Below are 20,602 nucleotides of genomic sequence, written 5' to 3'. Positions count from 1 at the left end.
AGTTAGTTATAATTACTAACTAAAAATCCTAGGAAAGGAGAGTTTTATAGATTTTTTATCCAAAATTGAAAGGGGTTACAAAATGAAGAAATGTCTCTATGTATTGATATCCATTCTTTTACTTGCTTCATTATTCCCACCACTCAGTCTAGCACAAGAACAAAGTGAAGCCGATGTTGAACTTTGGAATGCAGTTAAGCCTCTAGACACCACTGTCACTTTCTTAAACACAGGTGCACACCCAGATGATGAACGTAGTGATTTTCTAGCCTATTTATCCCGAGGGCTAGGTGTTAAAACAGCAAGCTTGATAGCTAACCGCGGAGAAGGCGGTCAAAACGCGATCGGAAATGAATTAGGAAATGCGCTTGGAATTATTCGTTCAAATGAAATGATAGAAGCAGCAAAGGTTAATGGTGTAAAAGCTTATCACTTAAGTGAAACAACCTCTGATGCGATCTATGATTTCGGTTTTTCCAAATCACCTGATGAAACTCTTGAAAAATGGGGAGAGGAAGTCACATACGAGCGTCTTGTCAAATTTATTAGAACCTATCAACCTGATATTGTCATGCCTTCCTTCCTAAATGTTGATAGCCAACATGGACATCACAGATTGATCAATATCCTATCAGTTAAAGCATTTGAAGACGCTGCTGATCCTACTGTTTTCCCAGAGCAACTAGAAAATGGGTTGGAGCCATGGCAGATTAAAAAGCTTTATTTACCAGTTTCAGCAACCGATGCTACAACATCCATTGAAATTGGCGATTATGATCCTATCTACGGAATGAGTTACCCACAACTTGGTGAAGCTTCAAGATACCTACATAAGAGCCAAGGAATGGGACGTGATATTCCCGTTGAACCAAAGCAACAACATCTGAAATTAGAGAAAACAGCAGTAGATACAGAAGCATCTGATCTATTTGCAGGAGTTCCTTATGATTTCCATGCTTGGGCAGACATCATTCCTGCTAAAAATATCAGTGAGCAACTTGATTCTTTACAAAATAATCTAGAAGAAATTATTGAGCTTTACCCAAATCGCGAGGCAATTTTACCTGAGTCTCAAAAAGCTTTAGGTGTTGTTCAAAAATTAATCTCAACTACAAAATCAGGTAAACTAGATGATGCACTTAAAAATGACCTGCTTCATAAGCTTGAGCTAAAAGAAGAACAGCTTCAACAAGTAAGCTTAGTCTCTTCAAACTTAGCTGTTGATACTGAAATTGGTTCTTACGTATTGACACAAGGTGAACAAACTCAAGTAGAGGTTACGGTAACAAATAACGGAAAGCAAAAAATTCATCATATTGAAGCGGCTTTACTTACTCCTAAAAACTGGAAGCATGAAGGTGCAAGTCAGTTAAAGCATTTAAAGCCAGGTGAATCAAAGACTGTAAGTTTCAATGTAACTGTTCCAGCAGATGCAGAGTATTTTCAACCTTATGCCCATGCTTCGATTCAAGCACAGTTAACATTTAAGGAATACGGTGTGGAAACGACTTCCGTTATCGACTTAGATAATACGGTAAGTGTTCTTCCTGAATTAAGCGTTACACCGGATCCAGTAAACATTACGGTAAATACAGCTAATGTTCAAGATGAAATTCCAGTTTCAGTTAAGGTGAAAAACTATGCCAATGGTGCTAAAACTGCAAAGGTTGCTCTAGACTTACCAGAAGGCTGGACGAGTGAACCAGCTGTAGGAGAAGTAAACTTCACAGAAAGATTTGAGGAAAAAGTAGTATCATTCACGTTAGTACCACCTTCAACTGTCGCAGAGGGTAATTTTACAATTGCAGCAATCGCAGAAGTAGATGGAAAGTCTTTCAAAACGACTGTACAAGAAATTAAATATGAGCATATTAATGATTCTTACTTCATGTATCCTGCTGCCATTAACGGTGTTGCTTTTGAATTATTAAAACCAGATAATCTTAAAGTTGGTTACATCGATAGCGGCTTTGACACAATTGCTGATTCTTTCATTAATGCAGGGTTTGATATTACAAAGCTAACTCCAGAAGATTTAGCCACTGGAGATCTATCACAATACGATACAATCGTTACGGGGATTCGCGCAACTCTTGGTAGAGAGGATCTACTAGCAAATAATGAAAGATTGCTTGAATATGTGGAAAATGGTGGACATTTGGTGATGCAATACGTGACGGCAGCAGACCCATGGGATGCTAATCTAACACCACCATATCGTTTGAAAATTGGTACACCTTCCATTCGCTGGCGCGTAACGGATGAAAATGCAGAGGTTGATGTACTTCAACCAGAGCATGAACTCTTTAATTTCCCTAACAAGATTACCGAAAACGACTGGGATAACTGGGTACAAGAAAGAGGCCTTTACTTCCCAATGGAATGGGATGAAAGCTATGAAACATTCGTTTCAATGGCAGACCCAGGCGAGGATCCATTCACAAGTGGAATCCTAATGGCTGAATACGGGGAAGGTACTTACCTTTACACCAACCTCGTCTTCTACCGTCAAATTGGAGCACAAGTTCCTGGAGGATATCGTATGTTTGCGAACTTGATTAGTTATGGGGCAAAAAATTAAAGATATAGGAACATTGGGAAAAGCTATAGACGTGGAGTCTATAGCTTTTTCGTATGTTTAACATTTATTTGACGTATTATTATTATTTCCGAAAAAACAAGAAATAATATACAGACTCATGTAGCGCTCTTTGAGCTTCCAACACCGCGCAGATGACGTTTGAGGATTTTGCCGCTAGCGTTTCTCGGCAATTCTGCCACAAACTCGACCCTCTTTGGCACCTTATAGTTGGCTAGATTGTTCCTTACATGCTGAAGGATCTCCTCCTCAGATACTGGAGCTTTGATGACAACGAAGGCAGTGACTGCCTCAATCCACTTTTCATCAGGGACACCGACAACTGCGACTTCAGCGACCTGGGGCAACTCGTAGATGCAGTCCTCTATTTGGCGGGAAGCCACTAGCACACCACCAGTGTTGATGACATCCTTCACCCGATCAATTACCTCGATGTATCCGTTCTCGTCCTGCTTCACGAGATCTCCAGAGTGGAACCAACCACCAGCGAACGCCTTGGCAGTAGCCTCACTTTTGTTCCAGTAGCCTAGACAAAGCTGTGGTGAACGGTAAACAATTTCGCCAAGTTCGCCAGGGGGCACACAATTACCTTCGGCGTCCACAACCCGCGCCTCGACGAAGAGCATTGGTCTTCCTGCTGAACCTGGGTGATCCGTATGCTCCTCGGGACGGAGAACTGTACAAGCTGGCCCCATCTCGGACTGGCCAAACACATTGTAGAAGCCGAGCTTTGGCAGACACTTCTGCAGTCGTTCGAGTATTGGTCCTGGCATGATCGAAGCTCCATAATAGGCCTTCCGAAGATTCCCGAGGTCTCGAGATGTCAGGTCAGAGTGATTCGCGATTGAAACCCAAACGGTTGGGGCAGCGAAGAACGATGTAATGGCGTCACGTTCGATGGTTTCCAGCACAGCACCTGCCACGGGAGCAGGAAGTACCTTGTTCCAACCACCTACCAACAGTGCAGGCAGCATGAACACATGCATCTGCGCGGAGTGGTAAAGGGGCAGGCAGTGAAGCGCACGATCTGACTCCTTGATGTCCAAACCGTGGATGCAACTCATGTAATGGTGCATCAGAGCACGATGTGTCATGATTGCACCCTTTGGATCTGACGTAGTGCCCGAGGTGTAGAGTAACTGAGCGACATCCGTGTCCTCGACATCGAACTCATCCTCTCCCACAGGACGATTGTCGTTACTGAAAGCCCACTCCAGGAGTTCGTCCTCGAATCTGAGTACCTGCCGATGGCTGTTCGACCTAGTCTGGGAGATTGCAATGGCAAGGTCTCGGTCAGCAATTACGAACTTTGGATCGGAATCTCCGAGAATGTAGTCGAGTTCCCCTGCTCGGAGCTGGAAGTTCACCGGAACATGAATAGCTCCTATACGTGCTGTGGCCAGAAACAGCAGAACATACAGGTCAGAGTTTTTACCGTAGGAAGCGACTCGGTCTCCCTTTTCCACCCCTTGTTCACGCAGTTTGCGAGCGATACGCGTGACCCCCATGTCGAGTTCACGGTAACTCCACTCCCTGTCATTAAACACAATGGCCGTTCTATGTGGGATCCTTGCGGCCGTTCGACGGACGGCCTCGGCTATGGTACTTGTTCTCAAATCAATATCAGTCCTCTCTTGTCTATTTTTATACGCCTATAAATTATGTAATATTCCAAAAATAAAGACTATTTATCTGAATATTAGCCCACTCCAACTAGGCTGTCAATAAATTTATAGAGCGTTTTGAATAACAATCTGTGAAAGAATCCCAGATAACATATTCATGGTTAAGTAAATAATGTCATTCCTGCAAGTTAGTTTTTTAAAATACCAGATCCCACCAACTATTTAATAAAAATTTAGAGTGGCCTGTGGAAATGATCTTAAGCCGGCTTTTCTACTATCAGATTAACCGGATAAAATGCCCTAATAACCATAAAATAAGGGGGAATTGAATACTGGATTAAAATATATAGTATACGGGGTGTGAAGGTATGGAAGTAAATAAACGAATATATCAGTCAGTTTTTAAATTGTGAATGATGACCGAAAAGACACGATTGAGAAATGAAAAAAAATTGGACGAAGAAACAGAATAATACGCACGAATCATTATGGAAGACTAACAGAATCTAAGTGAAAAATCAGATTTAATTGCAGTCAAAAACATTAAAGAGCCTTTCCTTATGGAGAGGCTCTTTACACTGATACATCTGTTTTAATCTTTTCTTACAAGTGGTGAATGGCACTCACCTGCTTTGATTAAAGGATTTAACGTAAAAACCATTATGGGTGAAGAGTTAAATCTCTTTACCGAATTCAACTTTTCTGTCATTCTACAATTACGGCTTCTTTTTGTGCTAATAAACAAAGTTCTGCAGCTTTAAATGCATGTTCTTGTGTCATTGCTCGTTCTGTTCTATTTAAACAATCCAAAATTAATTCGCCAAAAAAGGGGTAACCAACCTTACCATTTAGCTCTAAGTGCTGTTCTCCTTCATCGTTCACCAAAAATAGGTGATCACCATCTGGATTTCGGGCAATATCAATATATTTTCTAAGCTCAATATAACCCTTTGTTCCTAAGATTGTTAATCTCCCATCACCCCAAGCACCTAACCCAGTAGGTGTTAGCCAATCAACGCGGAAATAATTGGTTGCTCCGTTGTCTCCGAGCAAAGTTGCATCTCCGAAATCCTGAAATTCAGGATACTCTTTACAATGATAGTTTGCCACCTTGCTATGAAGCACCCTAGCATCTTTGCACCCTGCAAAAAATAAAAATTGCTCAATTTGATGGCTGCCGATGTCGCATAAGATCCCCCCATATTTCTCCATTTGGAAAAACCATTCTGGACGCATATGCGCATTTAATCGATGCGGTCCTAATCCAAGCACTTGAACGACTCGGCCAATTGCTCCATCTTGAATAAGTTGTCCTGCAAAAACAGAACTTTCAACGTGTAAGCGTTCGCTATAGTAAACCATGTATTTTTGTCCAGTAGTACGTACTTTCGACTTTGCTTGTTCCAATTGTTCAATAGAAGTAAAAGGAGTTTTATCAGTAAAGTAATCTTTACCATGCTCCATCACTTTAACTCCCAGTGGTCCCCGCTCTGAAGGAATAGCAGCTGCCGCTACAAGATGAACTTCTGGATCTTGTAAAATTTCTTTTTCAGAACTAGCTACTTTCACACCAGGATAAACCTCTAGAAATTGCTTTACTTTTTCAGGATCTGGATCATAAACCCACTTTAATGTTGCTCCCGCTTCTATCAAACCATTACACTGACCGTAAATATGCCCATGATCAAGTGCCATCGCGGCAAAAACAAACTCACCTCTGCCAACTACTGGTCGGGGTTTTCCCTGTGGAGCATAATTCATTCCATCATTTTTTTGCATTGTGATATTCTCCTCTATGACATTACGAAATTCCAATTTAGTAGTATATTATTTTCTAAAAGCATATCCTTTTACCTTCAGCAGCTGACCAATAAGCTGCATAAATTGCTTTCGTAGAATCATAGGCAAGGGAAAAATCCGATTTTGGTTTTCTTTCAAATGCGACACACTCCATAAAATCCTGGAATTCATCCACATAGCCTCTTACGTACTCTTCCATAGGACTTACAAACTGCCAGCCTTGTTTCGTTTCTACTTTTTCGCTAATGTATATATCCTCCAAATTTGTTTCATTAGCAAAGTAGGATAAAGCGTGGTTGTTGGGTGTCATATTACAAATATGTGCACTTTCAGGAGTGAAAACTTCAACTATATTTCTTATGCCGCCAACAATCATATCTCCAGCCATCACAGCAGCCTTTGTGCCGTCTGAAAAAGATATACTAACATTAGCCCAGTCTTCAACGTCTACTGGTCGAGCTGCAACAACTCCGCGATCTGCCTCATTTAAATGATTTGTAATATTACCTACTTCCGCGACTATGCTCTCAATATGGATATCTTCGTTCCGAGCTTCGGCTTCAACCTGCTTCAAATATAGTAGGGCTGATAAAGGGTGACATCCCTGACGGATTAATGCACCTCCACCTGTAAATGCCCACTGGGCAGCATGAGCAGCATGAGATCCACTGTGACTCTCTTCACCTTTCAGTAAAAGAATCTTGCTTCTTCTTGCTTTGATAATCTCTGCACATTTCCTTATTGAAGGTGCATACACCCAATTCTCAGCATACATGAATAACTTGCCACTTTGCTCGACCACTTCTTTTAATTTATTCATGCGCCCGATAACATCGTGATACATTTTTTCCTTTGAAACACTTGACCCAATATTGACATCTCCTGCTCCATAAAAGCCTGTCATCGGTTTTTCACATATGACATGCTTTCCCTCCTCCATAGCACGAATTATCATTCCCTCGTGCAGATGAGCTGGTGTGCAAATATCTACAACATCAATTTCTGGATCTTCCAGTAACTGTTCGAATCGGGAATATACCTTTTCGATGCTGTATTTTTCAGCAAATGACTGTACCTTTTTATTTGTTGATGCCACAGCTTTTAAACATACATCTATTCCGAAAACCTTTTTATAACTATCGATGTGGATCGCTGCGATGAATCCGCTACCTACGATTCCGACATTTACTTTTTTCATAAATTGTCACCCCGAGATGCTTTTTTTCTTTGAAATGATAGGCTTTATCTTATCAAAGACTTTAAACTGCGCTAAAATCATTAAGATAATGGCAATTACAAATACAATACAAATAGGTCTTGTAAAGAATGGTATAAGACTACCATCGGATAATACTAATGCACGTCTTAAATTTGAATCTGCCATTGGTCCAAGAACGACCCCAAGTAAAAACGGTGCAGCTGGATAATCCATTTTCGACAATATTAGTCCGATTATTCCGAAAATAAACATCATATAAACACTGGTGATTGAATTATCAATGACGAAAGAACCAACTGCACAAAATACAAAGACAATCGGCATTAAAATCTTTTTATCAAAACGAAGAACTTTTACGGTATATCTCGATACAAATAGTCCTAAAAGGAGCATAACCAAAGCACTCGCTACCAAATACATACTCATTGTATAGATAAAACCTGGTGATTCCCCCATCAACAAAGGTCCTGGTCGATAACCATGTAACCATAAAGCCGCTAGTAAAACTGCAGAGGATGTACTACCAGGAACAGCTAGGGTCAGTACAGGAATTAAGTTTCCGCCTATTGTCGCATTAATTCCAGTCTCAGCAGCAATAACTCCTTCGTAAGAACCCTTACCAAATTCTTCTTTCTTTTTACTTCGCATTTTCGCTGCCCAATACGATAGCCAACCTGCCACATCTTCACCGACTCCAGGAAAAATCCCTACAAAGACCCCAAGGAAGCCAGATCTAGTTACTGTAGATATCTTTCCTTTTAAAATCGAAAGTCCTTTTTTTACTCTGAGCTCAATTACTTCTTTAACAGCTTTCATTTCTTCATTTTTGAATGAATTTACAATTTCCGGGAATCCGAATAAACCAATCATGATTGGGATTAATGGAATTCCACCTATTAAGGCCATGCTATCAAAAGTGAATCGAGGATAAGAGTTCAATGAGTCTAATCCTATTTGCGCAACAAACAACCCAATTATTCCAGCAATCCACCCTTTTAAAGAGTCTCCCCCAGATGTCAAACTACCACAGATCATAACACCGAATACCGCAAGTAAAAAGAACTCCCAGGAACCAAATTTTAAAGATAGCATCCCGAGAAGCGGGGTAAACACCAAGACACAAACTGCCCCAAACAAGGTGCCCAGGAAGGCGGAGGCATTTCCCAGAAAAATGCCTAATCCCGCCTCTCCCCTTTGTCCAATTTTATAGCCATCAACTGCTGTTGCTGCTGAAGCTGGTGTTCCAGGTATGTTTAATAGAATTGCAGTTTGTACTCCGCCTGATATTGCACCAACATACACGCCGATTAATGAAAGAATCGCTGTCTCTGGTCCAATCCCATACGTTAATCCAGTCAAAAGAGCAATTGCCATTGTAGAAGTTAACCCTGGCAATACTCCTACTAGTAAACCGAAAAACACCGCAAGCACTAGTGTTAAAAGATTAACAGGAGTAAAAAGTTGATATAGCGTGTCAAGAATATATTGTAAGGCCATGTTACTCAACTTCTTTCCTTAAGGTAATGGTACTTTAAATATAATTTGGAAAAGTGTGAAAATTGACCCACTCACACAAATTGAAATGATTGTTATTTTAAGAATAGAGCCAGCATTCATCACTTTCATCAAAATAAACAGAAATATGAACGAAGATAGTAAAAATGGAAATCTAGGAAGTAAGATAAAGACGAATAAACCAAGTATTAAAATCCCTAACAGCATATTATGGACTTCTTTTGACTTAATAAATTCGCCTAACCACTGCCTAACTGCACGAACATTTGCTTTAATTCCTACTTTTTTTAAGCTCTTAACAAATAATAATACTGAGCATAACATCAACATACTTCCGAGAAATAATGTAAGAAGTCCAGGTGATGAGTACAGCGGACCTCCTACTTCTCCATGAATTCTTAAGCTCTCTGCAATGATATAGCTTGAAATCAGAAACATACCGATGGAAGATATGAAATCGAGATGTTTTATCTGTGTTTCCATTTGTTATTCACCTTTTTCTGGTCTTGGAATATCAAACTTCTCAGGTGAAATTTTTGCTATTCCACCATCATATAAGGCCCAGTTAACTGTAGAGGCAAGCTTTTCTACATATTCTTGTGCATCATCCCCACTGTAGCCAAGGACTTCTACACCCTTTTCATTTGCAAACTTTTTCATTGTTTCACTATCTATTGCCTTTTTGAATGCTGCATCAATTTTATCAACAACTTCTTTTGGTGTATCCTTCGGCACTGCAATTCCAAATGATTCCCCTAAAGGAACGATTGACTTCAATTCAGGAGTTACATCAAGAATAGATGGAATTGGGTCTGCTCCTTCAATTTCAAATGGCTTATCCGTAAGAGCTGCAAGACCATTCAATTTGTTACCTCTAAGCATATCTACCATTTCCATTGATAATTGTGGAACAAGGTCTACTTCACCCGAAAGCGCTGCCAAAATTGCAGGGTTCCCACCTTCGTATGGTACATGCTTGTAGTCAAATTCAAGGGCTGACTTTAATACTTCACTCCCGATATGTCCTCCTGTGCCAATGCCTGCTGTACCAATTGATACTGAGCCAGGATTATCTTTTAAATCTTTCACAAGTTGGTTAATATCTTTGTATTTAGAGTTCTCATTTACCGCAATAACGTTTGGAGAAAAAGTTGCTATCCAAATATTCCAATCCCGGTGCGTTTGTTCTGTGTATCCCATAACAGGATAACTTACAAATGCCATGAACCCATTACCTAACATTGTATAACCATCATGTTTTTCATTCTGAACACTTAGCGTACCTACTGAACCGCTAGCACCTGGAGTATTTACAACGGAAATATTTACCCCAAGCTCCTTCGACATTTCATCTGCCAATGTTCTTGTTGTTAAATCAGTACCACCACCTGGATTAAAAGGTACAACCATGGTAATATCTTTCTCTGGCCAATTTGATTCTTCCGCTTGAAAATTAGAAGAAATTTTCGGCCATGCTAAAGCGAGAACAACTATTACTGCAATAATAATTCCCCACATAATACCGTTTTTCTTTTTCATACTTTTTCCCCCTAATTGTTTAGTTTTTTTACCGAATCACCAGGCAATAATTCACACGAAACTTTTTCTTGATGCCAATTCTGACTTACAGAATCTCCCGATATGTTTCTTAGTAAAACCTCTGCAGCCATTTCACCAATTTGTTGTTCACCTTGATTTATACAAGTAATTTTCGGAACGCTTAACTGCGCCCATGTAGGTGTTCCGATTAGAACAACAGAAATCTGTTCTGGAATACTAACATTTCTTTCTCTTAAATATTGAATTGCACCTTCCGCTAGGATGTGGTGACCAAATACCACTCCTGTGATACCTGATTCATAGTAGTTCTGCATTAAGCGATAACCCGTATCTCTTTCAAGAGATCCAAGTTGAATCCATTGCCGTTCAACAGATAAGCCTGAATCTTCCATCGCTTTTGTATATCCATCTTTCCTGTCTTGAACGTTAATAGAGGTATCCCAACCCATAAACCCAACTCTGTTATGCCCATTATCAATTAAGTGTTTTGTTGCTAAATAACCACTGCTGAGATTGTCTGGTCCGACGAAATCATATTTGTTAAGACCAATCAATGGTCTGTCAAGAATAACGTAAGGAATGCCCAAGTTCCGAAGATGGTCTGTATTTTCGGTTCCCTGAATGGTCGGACTGATTATTATGCCGTCTACGCGCTGTTCAATCATTTTTTTGATAATTTCTCTTTCTCTCTCTATATCATCCACTGTGGTGCTAATCGAAATAAAATAGCCATGGCGATGCGCTACTTCTTCAATAGCAACAATAATCCTTGTGAAAAACGGATTATCAAACTGAGGAACCAATACTGAAAGAATTCCTCGCTCTTTCCCCTTTAAACTACTTGCAACAGCACTTTTCACATAATTTAACTCCTTAGCAGCCTGAAGAACCCTTTCTCTTAATTCTGCACTGACGTAGCGCCCTTCTGAATCATTGAGAATATATGATACAGTTGCTATAGATGTCTCAGCTAACTTGGCAACGTCTCGGAGTGTTGTATATTTCTTTTTCGCTTGTTTCTTCAGGATTGAACACCTCCTAACAAGTAAACGTTTACTTGTTGATATTAAAATTTAGTAAACGTTTACTTATAGAATTTAGAAGTAGGTAAACGTTTACTTGATTCATATTTTAATAGCAGCCTCAATTAGTGTCAAGTATATTTCTGAAAATAAATTTTATTTTGTTAATTTAAAGTTTAGTTAGTACTAAACCTTAATATAATACTTGATTATTAGTCCCACTGTTCTTTAAACAAGTGGAAAATATGATTTTGCTCACACCCTACCAGTGAAAATTTTAACTTCTTAATCTTCTTTTCCAAACAATTATAAGTATAGTAACAGCTAAAAGCATTGATATACCTGTTACTAAAAGAGTATACATAGATGATGCTGTATTAGGTAGCTTTGTACCTTCATTATTTGTTTGGACATTATAACCTTGATTTTGGGATTCACTACCTTGTTCTTTCTTGTCGTCCTGGATATGGTGCTTATCATCAGCCTGATTCGTATCTCCACTTTGCTCAGGGATGTTTCTACCCTGGCTAGGTGCAGCCTTAACTAATCCATCTAACGCTGCTTTCAATGTTTCCAGTGCTTGAGTTAATTCTAACTCTGTATTAATCTTTTCTAGTTCTGATTCAGCTTCCTTAATTGCAGCTTGTAATGCAGCAAAAGTATTTTCAGTATAAACTGATTGATCATTTAAAATTGCTTTTGCCTTAGCAATGAGATTCTTTAATTGACTTAAATCAATTGATGGAAAAGTATTTTCATTGACTGTCACAATACTAGTGTCTAAAAATCCACCCTCAACAGTTTTTATTGTGATTGTTGCGCTTCCCTCTGCAATTGCGGTAACAAGGCCAGTATCATCGACAGTAGCAACTTCTGCATTGGAGGAGCTCCATGTAACAGCTTTATTATGAGCATTCACAGGTAAGACTGATGCCGTAAGTTGTTTCTTTTCACCTTTTTTGAGACTTAACTCCTTATCCGCTATTTCAACTCCTGACACTTTGAGGTGCTCTTCATTTACGGTAGCATTAACATCAATTGCCCAATATTTATTAACGTTGGATGTGCCTGTTCCTGTTCCAGATCTTGCACCAAACATCGATACACGAAACAGCCGGGCAGAAATTCCCTCAGGGAAAATAAATGTCTCATAATCAGTTATAGAATCTCCACCTGCACCGGGTAAAACTTCCATACCCATTATATGCCCGTTATCTAAATTATCTTTTCTCCAGCTATCATCCATCACTTTGGTCCAATTATAGCCATCGTTTGATATTTCAAAATCAAAATAATACGACCGTCTGATTTGCGTGTCCCTAGAATAACCTAGTGATACACTATTAATTGAAGCAGGCTTATCACCTAGGTAAAATTGAACCCATGGGGTACCTGATGCGGACCATGATGTCTTTGGATCGTCGTCAATTAAATGAAAAATTGATGATTGCCCTGCACTTGAGCTAATTGGAACATTCTTGTCAATAATCCCGAAATTCACTATATATACAGTATCCAGCTTTCCTGGCATACTTACAGTAAGCTTAATCGCTTTATTTCCATCATTTGAAACTACCACATTTGTATTAGCATCCGCCGTATATGTAATTTCCGGAAGGACTGTATAGTCTAAAGCGACAGGTACAGTATAGGAAAGAACATCCTTGTTGAAATTCTCTAATGGTACACCGTCTACTAAAATTCCTTCCAGCGATGCAAATATTGTTGTTAAGTCAAGGGATTCATCAATATAAGCAGGAATATCACTTTTATTAATATTATTTACTGCCTCTTGTCCCAACCTATCCTTCAGCTGCTGAATGTATAAACTTTCTGGTTTCATTTTACTCCCATTGCTGAACTCATAAGGATGGAAATTAGGAACATTTCCTGGGTCCACAGCATCCATTACGAAAGGGAGTCTTTCACCTTTTTGCCCGAATAGATAATTGGCTGCAAGCGGATTCTGACTGATGATATAAGGACCAGTATTATTATAAAGTGTATAATTTGCACCTGACCAACCATGAGCCGTTCCATTGTTCCACCTATTCTGTACATAAACTCGACCGTCAAAATTATCATATAACCCACCAGTAGACCATCTCAAATGGGGCTCATTTGCATCAAATTCGTACTCGGCTTTATTATTGTAAAATACGTTAGGACCAATAATATTTCCCATTACAATAAACCCGTGGCGAGTATATCTGGTATAGTTCCGTTGACTTAACACTAATGTCCCTCCAGCATTTGAAAAACTATACCGTCGCTCTCCTCCCGTGCCACCTACAGGTTCGAGACAGTTCACATCTTGAATAGTAAGCTTGCTAACACCAGTTGAAATGGACACGGCAACATCAATGTGATAGGTGGTTATCCTCCTTGCCCACGCATTTTGTGCATTACCAAAACGAACCGCAAGTTGTGCATGAAGTTCATCATCAAATGATTTATAATCTACACCAAATGCAGAATTAATTGCTGTAGTTGATTCATTAAACCTCGATATCACCTGAATGTTCTCAATACCTACATTATTTATTCTGCCAGTTGGTTCATACTTTGTCACTGTCGAAACACCATATTTCATATCAAGTGCATCTGCTAATGGCTCTAGAAGAATTATTTCATTGGTATCATGATTGATAGACTTGATTGTACGCTCTTCATCATTATTAACATATGCACTATCGACAACTCCATTTTCCGCCCACTGATTAGCTGAGGGTACCCCTGGCGCATCAGTAATAACATCCATTTTAAGGTCTTGGGCCCAGGCTGCATTAATTGCTCTACGAATATTGACCGTATCCCCTGCGCTAAGACCAGACACTGATGCTAGTTTTATTGTATATCCGCCAGCTGGAACGTATTGATCAACAATATCGATAGGACTACCGCTTTTTGAATCTGTTGAACCAGAAAAATTAAAGATAGCTGTATTTTTATCATAAGAACTAGCCATCCAAGTTGCAACAACCTTCGTAACGTTTGGTTTAGCTTCCTCGGATTGTCTATAATTCTTCCAATTCGTTGGACTTAATGGTATCGGATGCTCTTCTATATTTTCGTGGTCATCGCCTTCTCCCTTTATTACGATTCCACTTTCAGAAATTCTAATTGAACTACTTACCCTGTAAGTACCCGCTTTTAATAGTAATGCACCTCTAAAACCATTGGAATCCGGCGCAATACGTCCTATCATGTTAACTGCGTTTTGAATACGCTCGGTATCGTCCGATGTATAGTCTTCGGAAGGCTCAAGGATAACTTTTACAGGAACATTCGGAATTTCGATACCACCACCTTGATATCCTACATTGGAATAATCCATAACAGTGTTGCCTCGATAATCAGGAACGTAGACAAGTCTATCTACATGTAAATATAGTGCTGGGTAGGGATTGGTATAGTTGTATTTAGATACGTCTTCGTCTACAGCAGTGAAATAGACTTTATCATAAACCTTTTTTCTTCCTTCAATTTCCCATTCAAAAACATATGTTCCAAGGATAGATGCTCCTAAATCAGGTGCAACAACAAATGTCGAACCTCTTTCAACGGTTTGTTTTGCAATTGTATAAATAGTTCGCCCATTTGGGTCCTTTAATTCTCCTGATACGTTTATATCTTCTCTAGCACTTATATGAATTTTAGGAACCGCAGTATCTTTTCTTACAATGGCTGGTCTACCTACTGTCAAACTCATTCCTTCATAATCTGGAACAATTTTGGCTAACTCTTCTGTAGGGTAGACAGGTTGATTTGATTCTCCCTCACCAGACTCTTTTTGAAACACAAAGAAGTTATATATTTCAATCCAACTGCTTGCAAGCTCTCCTGTTAACATCACGTATCTAGCTGAAATTGGTGTCTCAAGATTGCTCATAAATACCTTATTACCATTTGCATTCGGTAATTCTCTCACATATTGCTCATATGCAAGGTCCCAACCAGCCGGTTTACTGTAGTTTAAAATACCATCTGCTCCGGAAACGGTAGCGTTTGAGACAGCAGCCCATTTTTCAGGATCATTTGTGTATTCAACACGGTATTTCGAATCTTTTAGTCTCGTTGTTAAATTACTAACTGTTGTCCCCCATGCAACGCTAAACTGGTCAATGGTTTGAATTTCACCTAAGTCAACGGCAAGCCAAAATGTTTCTTTGCCAGCACTAATACTAGCTGGCTTGCTTTGAGACTGGTCCACTTGGTATCCACTGCCAGCGTTACCAGTGGATTCACCGTTAAAAGCGTTTAAAGGCTTAGTATTTCCTCTTATTGAGCTTACTTTGATGTTTTGTTCATCAGGATTCAATGCTAAGTTCTTCAATGTAAAATAATTTACTTGAATTGTATACTCTTTCTTTGAACTCCCCTTTATGAGCACAAACTTGTCACCCGTTAAAAGCTCATCTGTTTCTTTTTTAGGAGTACCATTTATGTCTAATACCCTTAAGGTGCTATCAATACCATTGGAAATTTGTTGATTTAGCTTTTCAAAATTTGTATTTTTAATTACAATGATAGAGTTTGAAACTTCATCAACTTTTACAATATTCGGATGGTCCGACTTTAGTAAAATTGTTACATCTTCTTCAGCTGCATTAATCTTTGTACCTAAGGTAAGTTCCAATGATGTCACTATTAAGAGAATAACTATTATAAGGCTAAATCCTTTACGCGCTCGAATATTCATGCTTCCACTCCTTGATAATTTATAAAAAGTGGGTTATCCTCCGAGTTTCTTTTTTCTCCTCGTGGATAACCCTGATTTTAAAATTTATCTAGCCCTTAATTCTTCTTCTTTTTACAACAAACATTGATCCAGCACCAGCAAGAAGCAACGCTATACCCATCAATAACATTGTAAACATTGATGTTGCCGTAACCGGAAGTTTTGAACCACTTTTATCTATTTGTTCATTGCTGCTTTTACCTTGATTTTGCTTATCATTACTACCAGGTCCTTTTCCATCTTGATTATCATCTCCGTCGTTACCAGGACCTTTCCCACCGTCATTATCACCTAATCCAGGTGAAACCTTTTCTAGTCCATCAATCGCGTCTTGCAATGCTTTTACTGCCTCCATTAAATCCTGTTCTGTTTTTATAATAGTTAATGCAGATACAGCTTCTTCAATCGCAATTTGTAACTCGGCAAATGAACTTTCTGAATAAACTGAATCACTATTTGTAATTGCTTTGGCCATTGCAATGAGTGTCTCTAATGGTGTTAAATCTAGTGAAGGCGTTTTAGCTTGTGCTTCTCGAGTAATTTCAATTGTATACGTTTTTTCCACAGCATCCGCCCCTGAAACAACGATTGTTATCGTATTGATTCCAACGTTAAGAGCAATTGGTCCACTAGGTTTTCCGCTTTCTACAATTTCACCATTAACTCGTATTACTGCCTGTGATTCTGCCTTTTTCGCTGTAACCGTTACATTTGAAACATTATTATCAACAGTTTGTGTATAGTTCGTCTTTCCCGAATAAAACTCTTCATTTAACCCACCTGTTGATAAATGAATCCCGCTTAAATCCGAATAAATATCTGTTCGTTTTGTTCTTTCCATTGCATTTTTCATCTTAGTAAGAAATGCTAATGTTTCTTCATATGGCGGCTCAGCTAGATCCCCAGGATAACCTTCATCTCCGGGATTCCATAATAATTCAACAGGGACATATTCACCATTTCGCCCATAGGAGCTGCTTCTCATATCTTTAAAAATTCTTTCTAAATCCATTAACTCTGTTGTTTCTGCCCCTCCTGGTTTTTTCTTCACTTGAAAATTGTTTGAATAAGGAAGAAGTAGGGCAATATCCGTATACCAATCATAGCCTCGCGCATCAAGACTCATAAAATCTCGGTAATATCCTGTATCGTTCACAATACCAACGTTGTCTCGGTCAACCCAATCTAGTAGCTGAAGCACTTGGTTGGCCGTTGCTAGCATATCACCATGATTCTGAACTCCAATTTCAACACTCGGATAATTCTCTTGTGCAAAGTCTGCTATTTCTTGTATGGCAGGTGTTATTCGATCTTTTGTTATAGCTTCCCAGCCTGAACGTAAAATATCAGCAGGAGGTGGTCCGGCAAACACACGGATAACTGGTGCACCCATTTCAGCCGCAACTTGAATGTAAAACTTGGTCCTCTCAATATCTAGCTCACGTCTTTTTTGATTCGGGTCTGCAAAGTTATTTTGAATTCCAGTACCGCTTATTGCAATGCCTATGTCATCGCTATATTCTTTAATTCTCTTAGCAAATGCAAGAATTTCCTTCTGTTGTTCTTCTGTTGGCATGGCTGTATTACTATAACCTGGAATGTAATAAGCTGTGATATCCACTGCATCAAACCCATTTTCATGTGCCCACTTAATTGCCTCAAAAGTATCCATTGGTTCCGGTGAGGTACGTCCCTGAATCCATGAGTTTAAATTCATATTAAATGTATACAAATTCAGACTTGTTTTATAATCACCGTTATAATAAGGCAGTGTATGATCCTTACGAAGATGGTCATAGTTCGCGTCATTATATGCGTCTGCTCGCTCTACTGCTGGTAACTCATCGCCATTTTCAGCGATGAAGTCAAATGCACTCCAATCAATCATTTCACTATTTTCAATTTTGACATATTCATCGAATGCAGCTCGGTCAGGTACATGAATTGTCATGCGGGTTACAAAGTTAAACCATAAGCCTTGTTTACCTTCAGGGACCGTAAGTGTCGGTGGTTGTGAACCTAGGTACAAATGTTCTAAATTCACACAGTAATAAAAGGCTCTCTGTTCTATAACCTCTACTTTAGGAAACCTCGCAATTTTAAGCTTGCTATCACTAGAACCCTTTACTTGCGCAAACGCTTGTGATCTAATAATTTTCACATCCGGAAAATCTACTTCCTCAAGACTTTCAAATAAATTAAATGCTTTTACATCAATTTCCTCTACATTCTCTGCTTTAATTTTTCTTAAGTATCTATTACCCTCAAAGGCATTTTTAGGAATGGCTCCTTTTTCAAAATTTGCCTCTTCGATAATATAAAGCTCCTCGAGCTTTTTAAGACTGCTAGCAATAAAGCTGATATCAGCAGGTGCTAGAATACCTGCTTTAATAGTCAGTACTCGAATATCTTCAAAGTTACCGCTAAAATTAGGTGAATTTTTAATTGCATCTTCTAGCTTTTTTGTAGTGAAATTAGTAATTTCAACTTCTAGAGTGGCTGGAGGCCCTTCATCTGCCCCCTTCTCAGCATCATCACCATTAGTCTTAATTTCACACCCGCTACAGATAGTACTCCAATCCTCGTCTTCTTTAAAGATTTCTATTGCAACTGTAGGAACGAAAATAGTTAGTTTACTAGTATCTACATCTTCAAACCATTCAGTCGGCTCACCCGGAAACTCTTCAAACCCTACTGGTAAATATGTTTTATTAAATGTAAGTGATGTAAGGCTTGTATTCCCCTTGAAAGACTTCGGGCTAATCATACGTGTATCATAAAACTCGGCTGTTTCTAGTGAAATACACCCTTCAAACGCAGATGATCCAATGCTAGAAGTAGCGATTCCTATTTTAACTTCTCTCAATTTTTCAAGCCCTTTAAAGGCATTATTAGGTATTTTATTCCCGTTCCATGTTAAAAGGACAGGATCATCCGGCTTCTCAATTATAAATGATGTTAGATTAATATAATTGCTTAGAAGTTTGCCTTGATGATTAAAATCTGCATTTGCAAGAGTTTTCTTTGCTTTTCCTGCTTTTATTACAATCTTTTTTAACTTTGCAGCTTGTTCCGGAATTGTGCTATCAAAGCCAGCTTCCCTTAATAAATCAACAAGCCTATCTGCTTTATCAAATGTGATGACAGCTACCCCTTCTACATCGGCTTCAGTTTCAGGCAGGACGCTTTCTTCGTCATCTTTTTTAGGAGGAGTAACCTCATCCTCTTCTGGCGAATTAACTACAGCCTGGATTCTATTCTCCACACTCCCCCATAAAGCGTCACTCTTATAAGTTTCAACCTTAGTGGCCGGTACATAGAATGTAGCATCCGTAGGGAACAAACTAGGTCCTGTTAGTGGTGGTGTTCCCCCCAATTTAATAGATTCAAGATTTGAGATGTCATCAAAAGCGTTTACATCTTCAACACTTGTCACACTCGGTATGACTAAATTTGTTAAGGTTGTGACACCCTTGAATGTATTTGCTCCAATCTTTGTTACATTTTTCAATGTAACCGAATTCAATTTGGAATTTGCCGAACTAAACAAATTTGCAGGTGTTATCCCCTGAGAGTTACTGTTTGAAGTCCTTTGAGTTGTTGAGTTACCTATTAATTGTAAATCTTCAAGATTAGTTAACTCGTTAATTATTTCAGTTATATCATTGCCATCGGCTGCTTTCCCAACCCCAATCACACCCGCTGTTATAATTAAAACCTTGATATCTGCATAATTGTTTTCTCCGGGTAGTACAGAGTCAATTTGGTCCTTTAACTTTCCAGCTACAAATTCACTATTTAACGTCAACGTACCTGTTTTTGCATCAAATGTACCATTAGCATCAGCTGCCTGTGTGTTTAAGCCCCATGTAAATTGAAACGATGTAAAAATCAAAAGAAATACTAAAGAAAGAATTAGTACTTTTTGGGCTTTATGTACTCCCTTATACATGAACTAGCACCTCCGTTATTATTTGTGGTTCCCTTACTATTTTTTATTTTCCAAGAAGGATTTACTGAGATATCCCATTTAACACCTCCAAATATAATTAAGTAAACGTTTACCTAAATTCGCATAATTAACTATTTTATTATTTTTAAATCACGTCAACAGTAATAGACAAATCAACTGAAACACGATAAGGTCATGTAAACGTTTACTTATAAAGTATTTTAAATTTTCTGCCATTATAAGTCAAGTTGTTTTTTAAACAGTGTTTGAGGCGGTTATATTATTATCTGCTTTAGACGAGTCAAATGTCACTGCTCGATATAAGTTAATTACAATAAGTCATGATAATGGATAATCAATATTAAATACAAATACGACCTTTCTCCTTCTCAACCAAACGGGTTAAGATAAAAGGACTCAATACAAGTAAGTTTTGCCTATATTTAGGGGAAGGTCGTATGGCTGGGTTAGAAGAATCAACAGTAAAGTTGTTCTCCACTTTTCGCTTTTTTGGGGCGAGGACACTTGAAATAACGTTGCTCCCCCCACATTCGAGATACAAAATAGAA

10 protein-coding genes and 1 pseudogene are annotated in these 20,602 nt (G+C 38.8%); 1 reads left to right on the top strand and 10 read right to left on the bottom strand.

Features of this window, described 5'->3' with window-relative positions:
- The first annotated feature begins 82 nt into the window (after positions 1-82).
- Positions 83-2,581: an NEW3 domain-containing protein gene (locus tag CKK03_RS05490; protein WP_099361593.1), complete on the top strand. Its 2,499-nt coding sequence runs from the start codon at positions 83-85 to the stop codon at positions 2,579-2,581.
- 116 nt (positions 2,582-2,697) lie between these two features.
- On the opposite strand, the gene CKK03_RS05485 is transcribed toward CKK03_RS05490, so the two are convergent.
- The 10 genes and pseudogenes from CKK03_RS05485 to CKK03_RS05445 form a co-directional block, all read right to left on the bottom strand.
- Positions 2,698-4,215 carry a fatty acyl-CoA synthetase gene (locus CKK03_RS05485; RefSeq protein WP_245864005.1) on the bottom strand — a complete coding sequence of 506 codons (1,518 nt, stop codon included), beginning with the start codon at positions 4,213-4,215 and terminating at the stop codon, positions 2,698-2,700.
- Between the two features lie 714 nt (positions 4,216-4,929).
- The gene (locus CKK03_RS05480; protein ID WP_099361591.1) at positions 4,930-6,003 is read right to left on the bottom strand and encodes a Gfo/Idh/MocA family protein; all 1,074 of its coding nucleotides are present in this window, start codon (positions 6,001-6,003) and stop codon (positions 4,930-4,932) included.
- A 55-nt stretch (positions 6,004-6,058) separates the two neighbouring features.
- A complete protein-coding gene (locus CKK03_RS05475; RefSeq protein ID WP_099361590.1) occupies positions 6,059-7,222 on the bottom strand; it encodes a Gfo/Idh/MocA family protein in 1,164 nt (387 codons plus the stop codon).
- 6 nt (positions 7,223-7,228) lie between these two features.
- Positions 7,229-8,740 carry a tripartite tricarboxylate transporter permease gene (locus CKK03_RS05470; protein ID WP_099361589.1) on the bottom strand — a complete coding sequence of 504 codons (1,512 nt, stop codon included), beginning with the start codon at positions 8,738-8,740 and terminating at the stop codon, positions 7,229-7,231.
- A gap of 18 nt (positions 8,741-8,758) precedes the next feature.
- Positions 8,759-9,241, bottom strand: coding sequence for a tripartite tricarboxylate transporter TctB family protein (locus CKK03_RS05465; RefSeq protein WP_099361588.1), 483 nt, complete (start codon positions 9,239-9,241; stop codon positions 8,759-8,761).
- Between the two features lie 3 nt (positions 9,242-9,244).
- Positions 9,245-10,297, bottom strand: coding sequence for a Bug family tripartite tricarboxylate transporter substrate binding protein (locus tag CKK03_RS05460; RefSeq protein ID WP_099361587.1), 1,053 nt, complete (start codon positions 10,295-10,297; stop codon positions 9,245-9,247).
- 11 nt (positions 10,298-10,308) lie between these two features.
- Positions 10,309-11,178: a LacI family DNA-binding transcriptional regulator gene (locus CKK03_RS05455; RefSeq protein WP_099361586.1), complete on the bottom strand. Its 870-nt coding sequence runs from the start codon at positions 11,176-11,178 to the stop codon at positions 10,309-10,311.
- Between the two features lie 9 nt (positions 11,179-11,187).
- Positions 11,188-11,343: pseudogene (locus CKK03_RS24235) on the bottom strand (LacI family DNA-binding transcriptional regulator); the annotation flags it as partial.
- A 274-nt stretch (positions 11,344-11,617) separates the two neighbouring features.
- On the bottom strand, positions 11,618-16,042 hold the full coding sequence (locus CKK03_RS05450) for an Ig-like domain-containing protein (protein ID WP_099361585.1): 4,425 nt from the start codon (positions 16,040-16,042) through the stop codon (positions 11,618-11,620).
- Between the two features lie 88 nt (positions 16,043-16,130).
- On the bottom strand, positions 16,131-20,033 hold the full coding sequence (locus CKK03_RS05445; protein WP_099361584.1) for a leucine-rich repeat protein: 3,903 nt from the start codon (positions 20,031-20,033) through the stop codon (positions 16,131-16,133).
- Positions 20,034-20,602 lie beyond the last annotated feature (569 nt).

The organism is Fredinandcohnia onubensis (genome assembly GCF_002734215.1).
In the GTDB taxonomy this organism is placed as follows: Bacteria; Bacillota; Bacilli; order Bacillales; family Bacillaceae_L; genus Ferdinandcohnia; species Ferdinandcohnia onubensis.
This window is presented reverse-complemented; position numbering and strand designations above follow the sequence as displayed.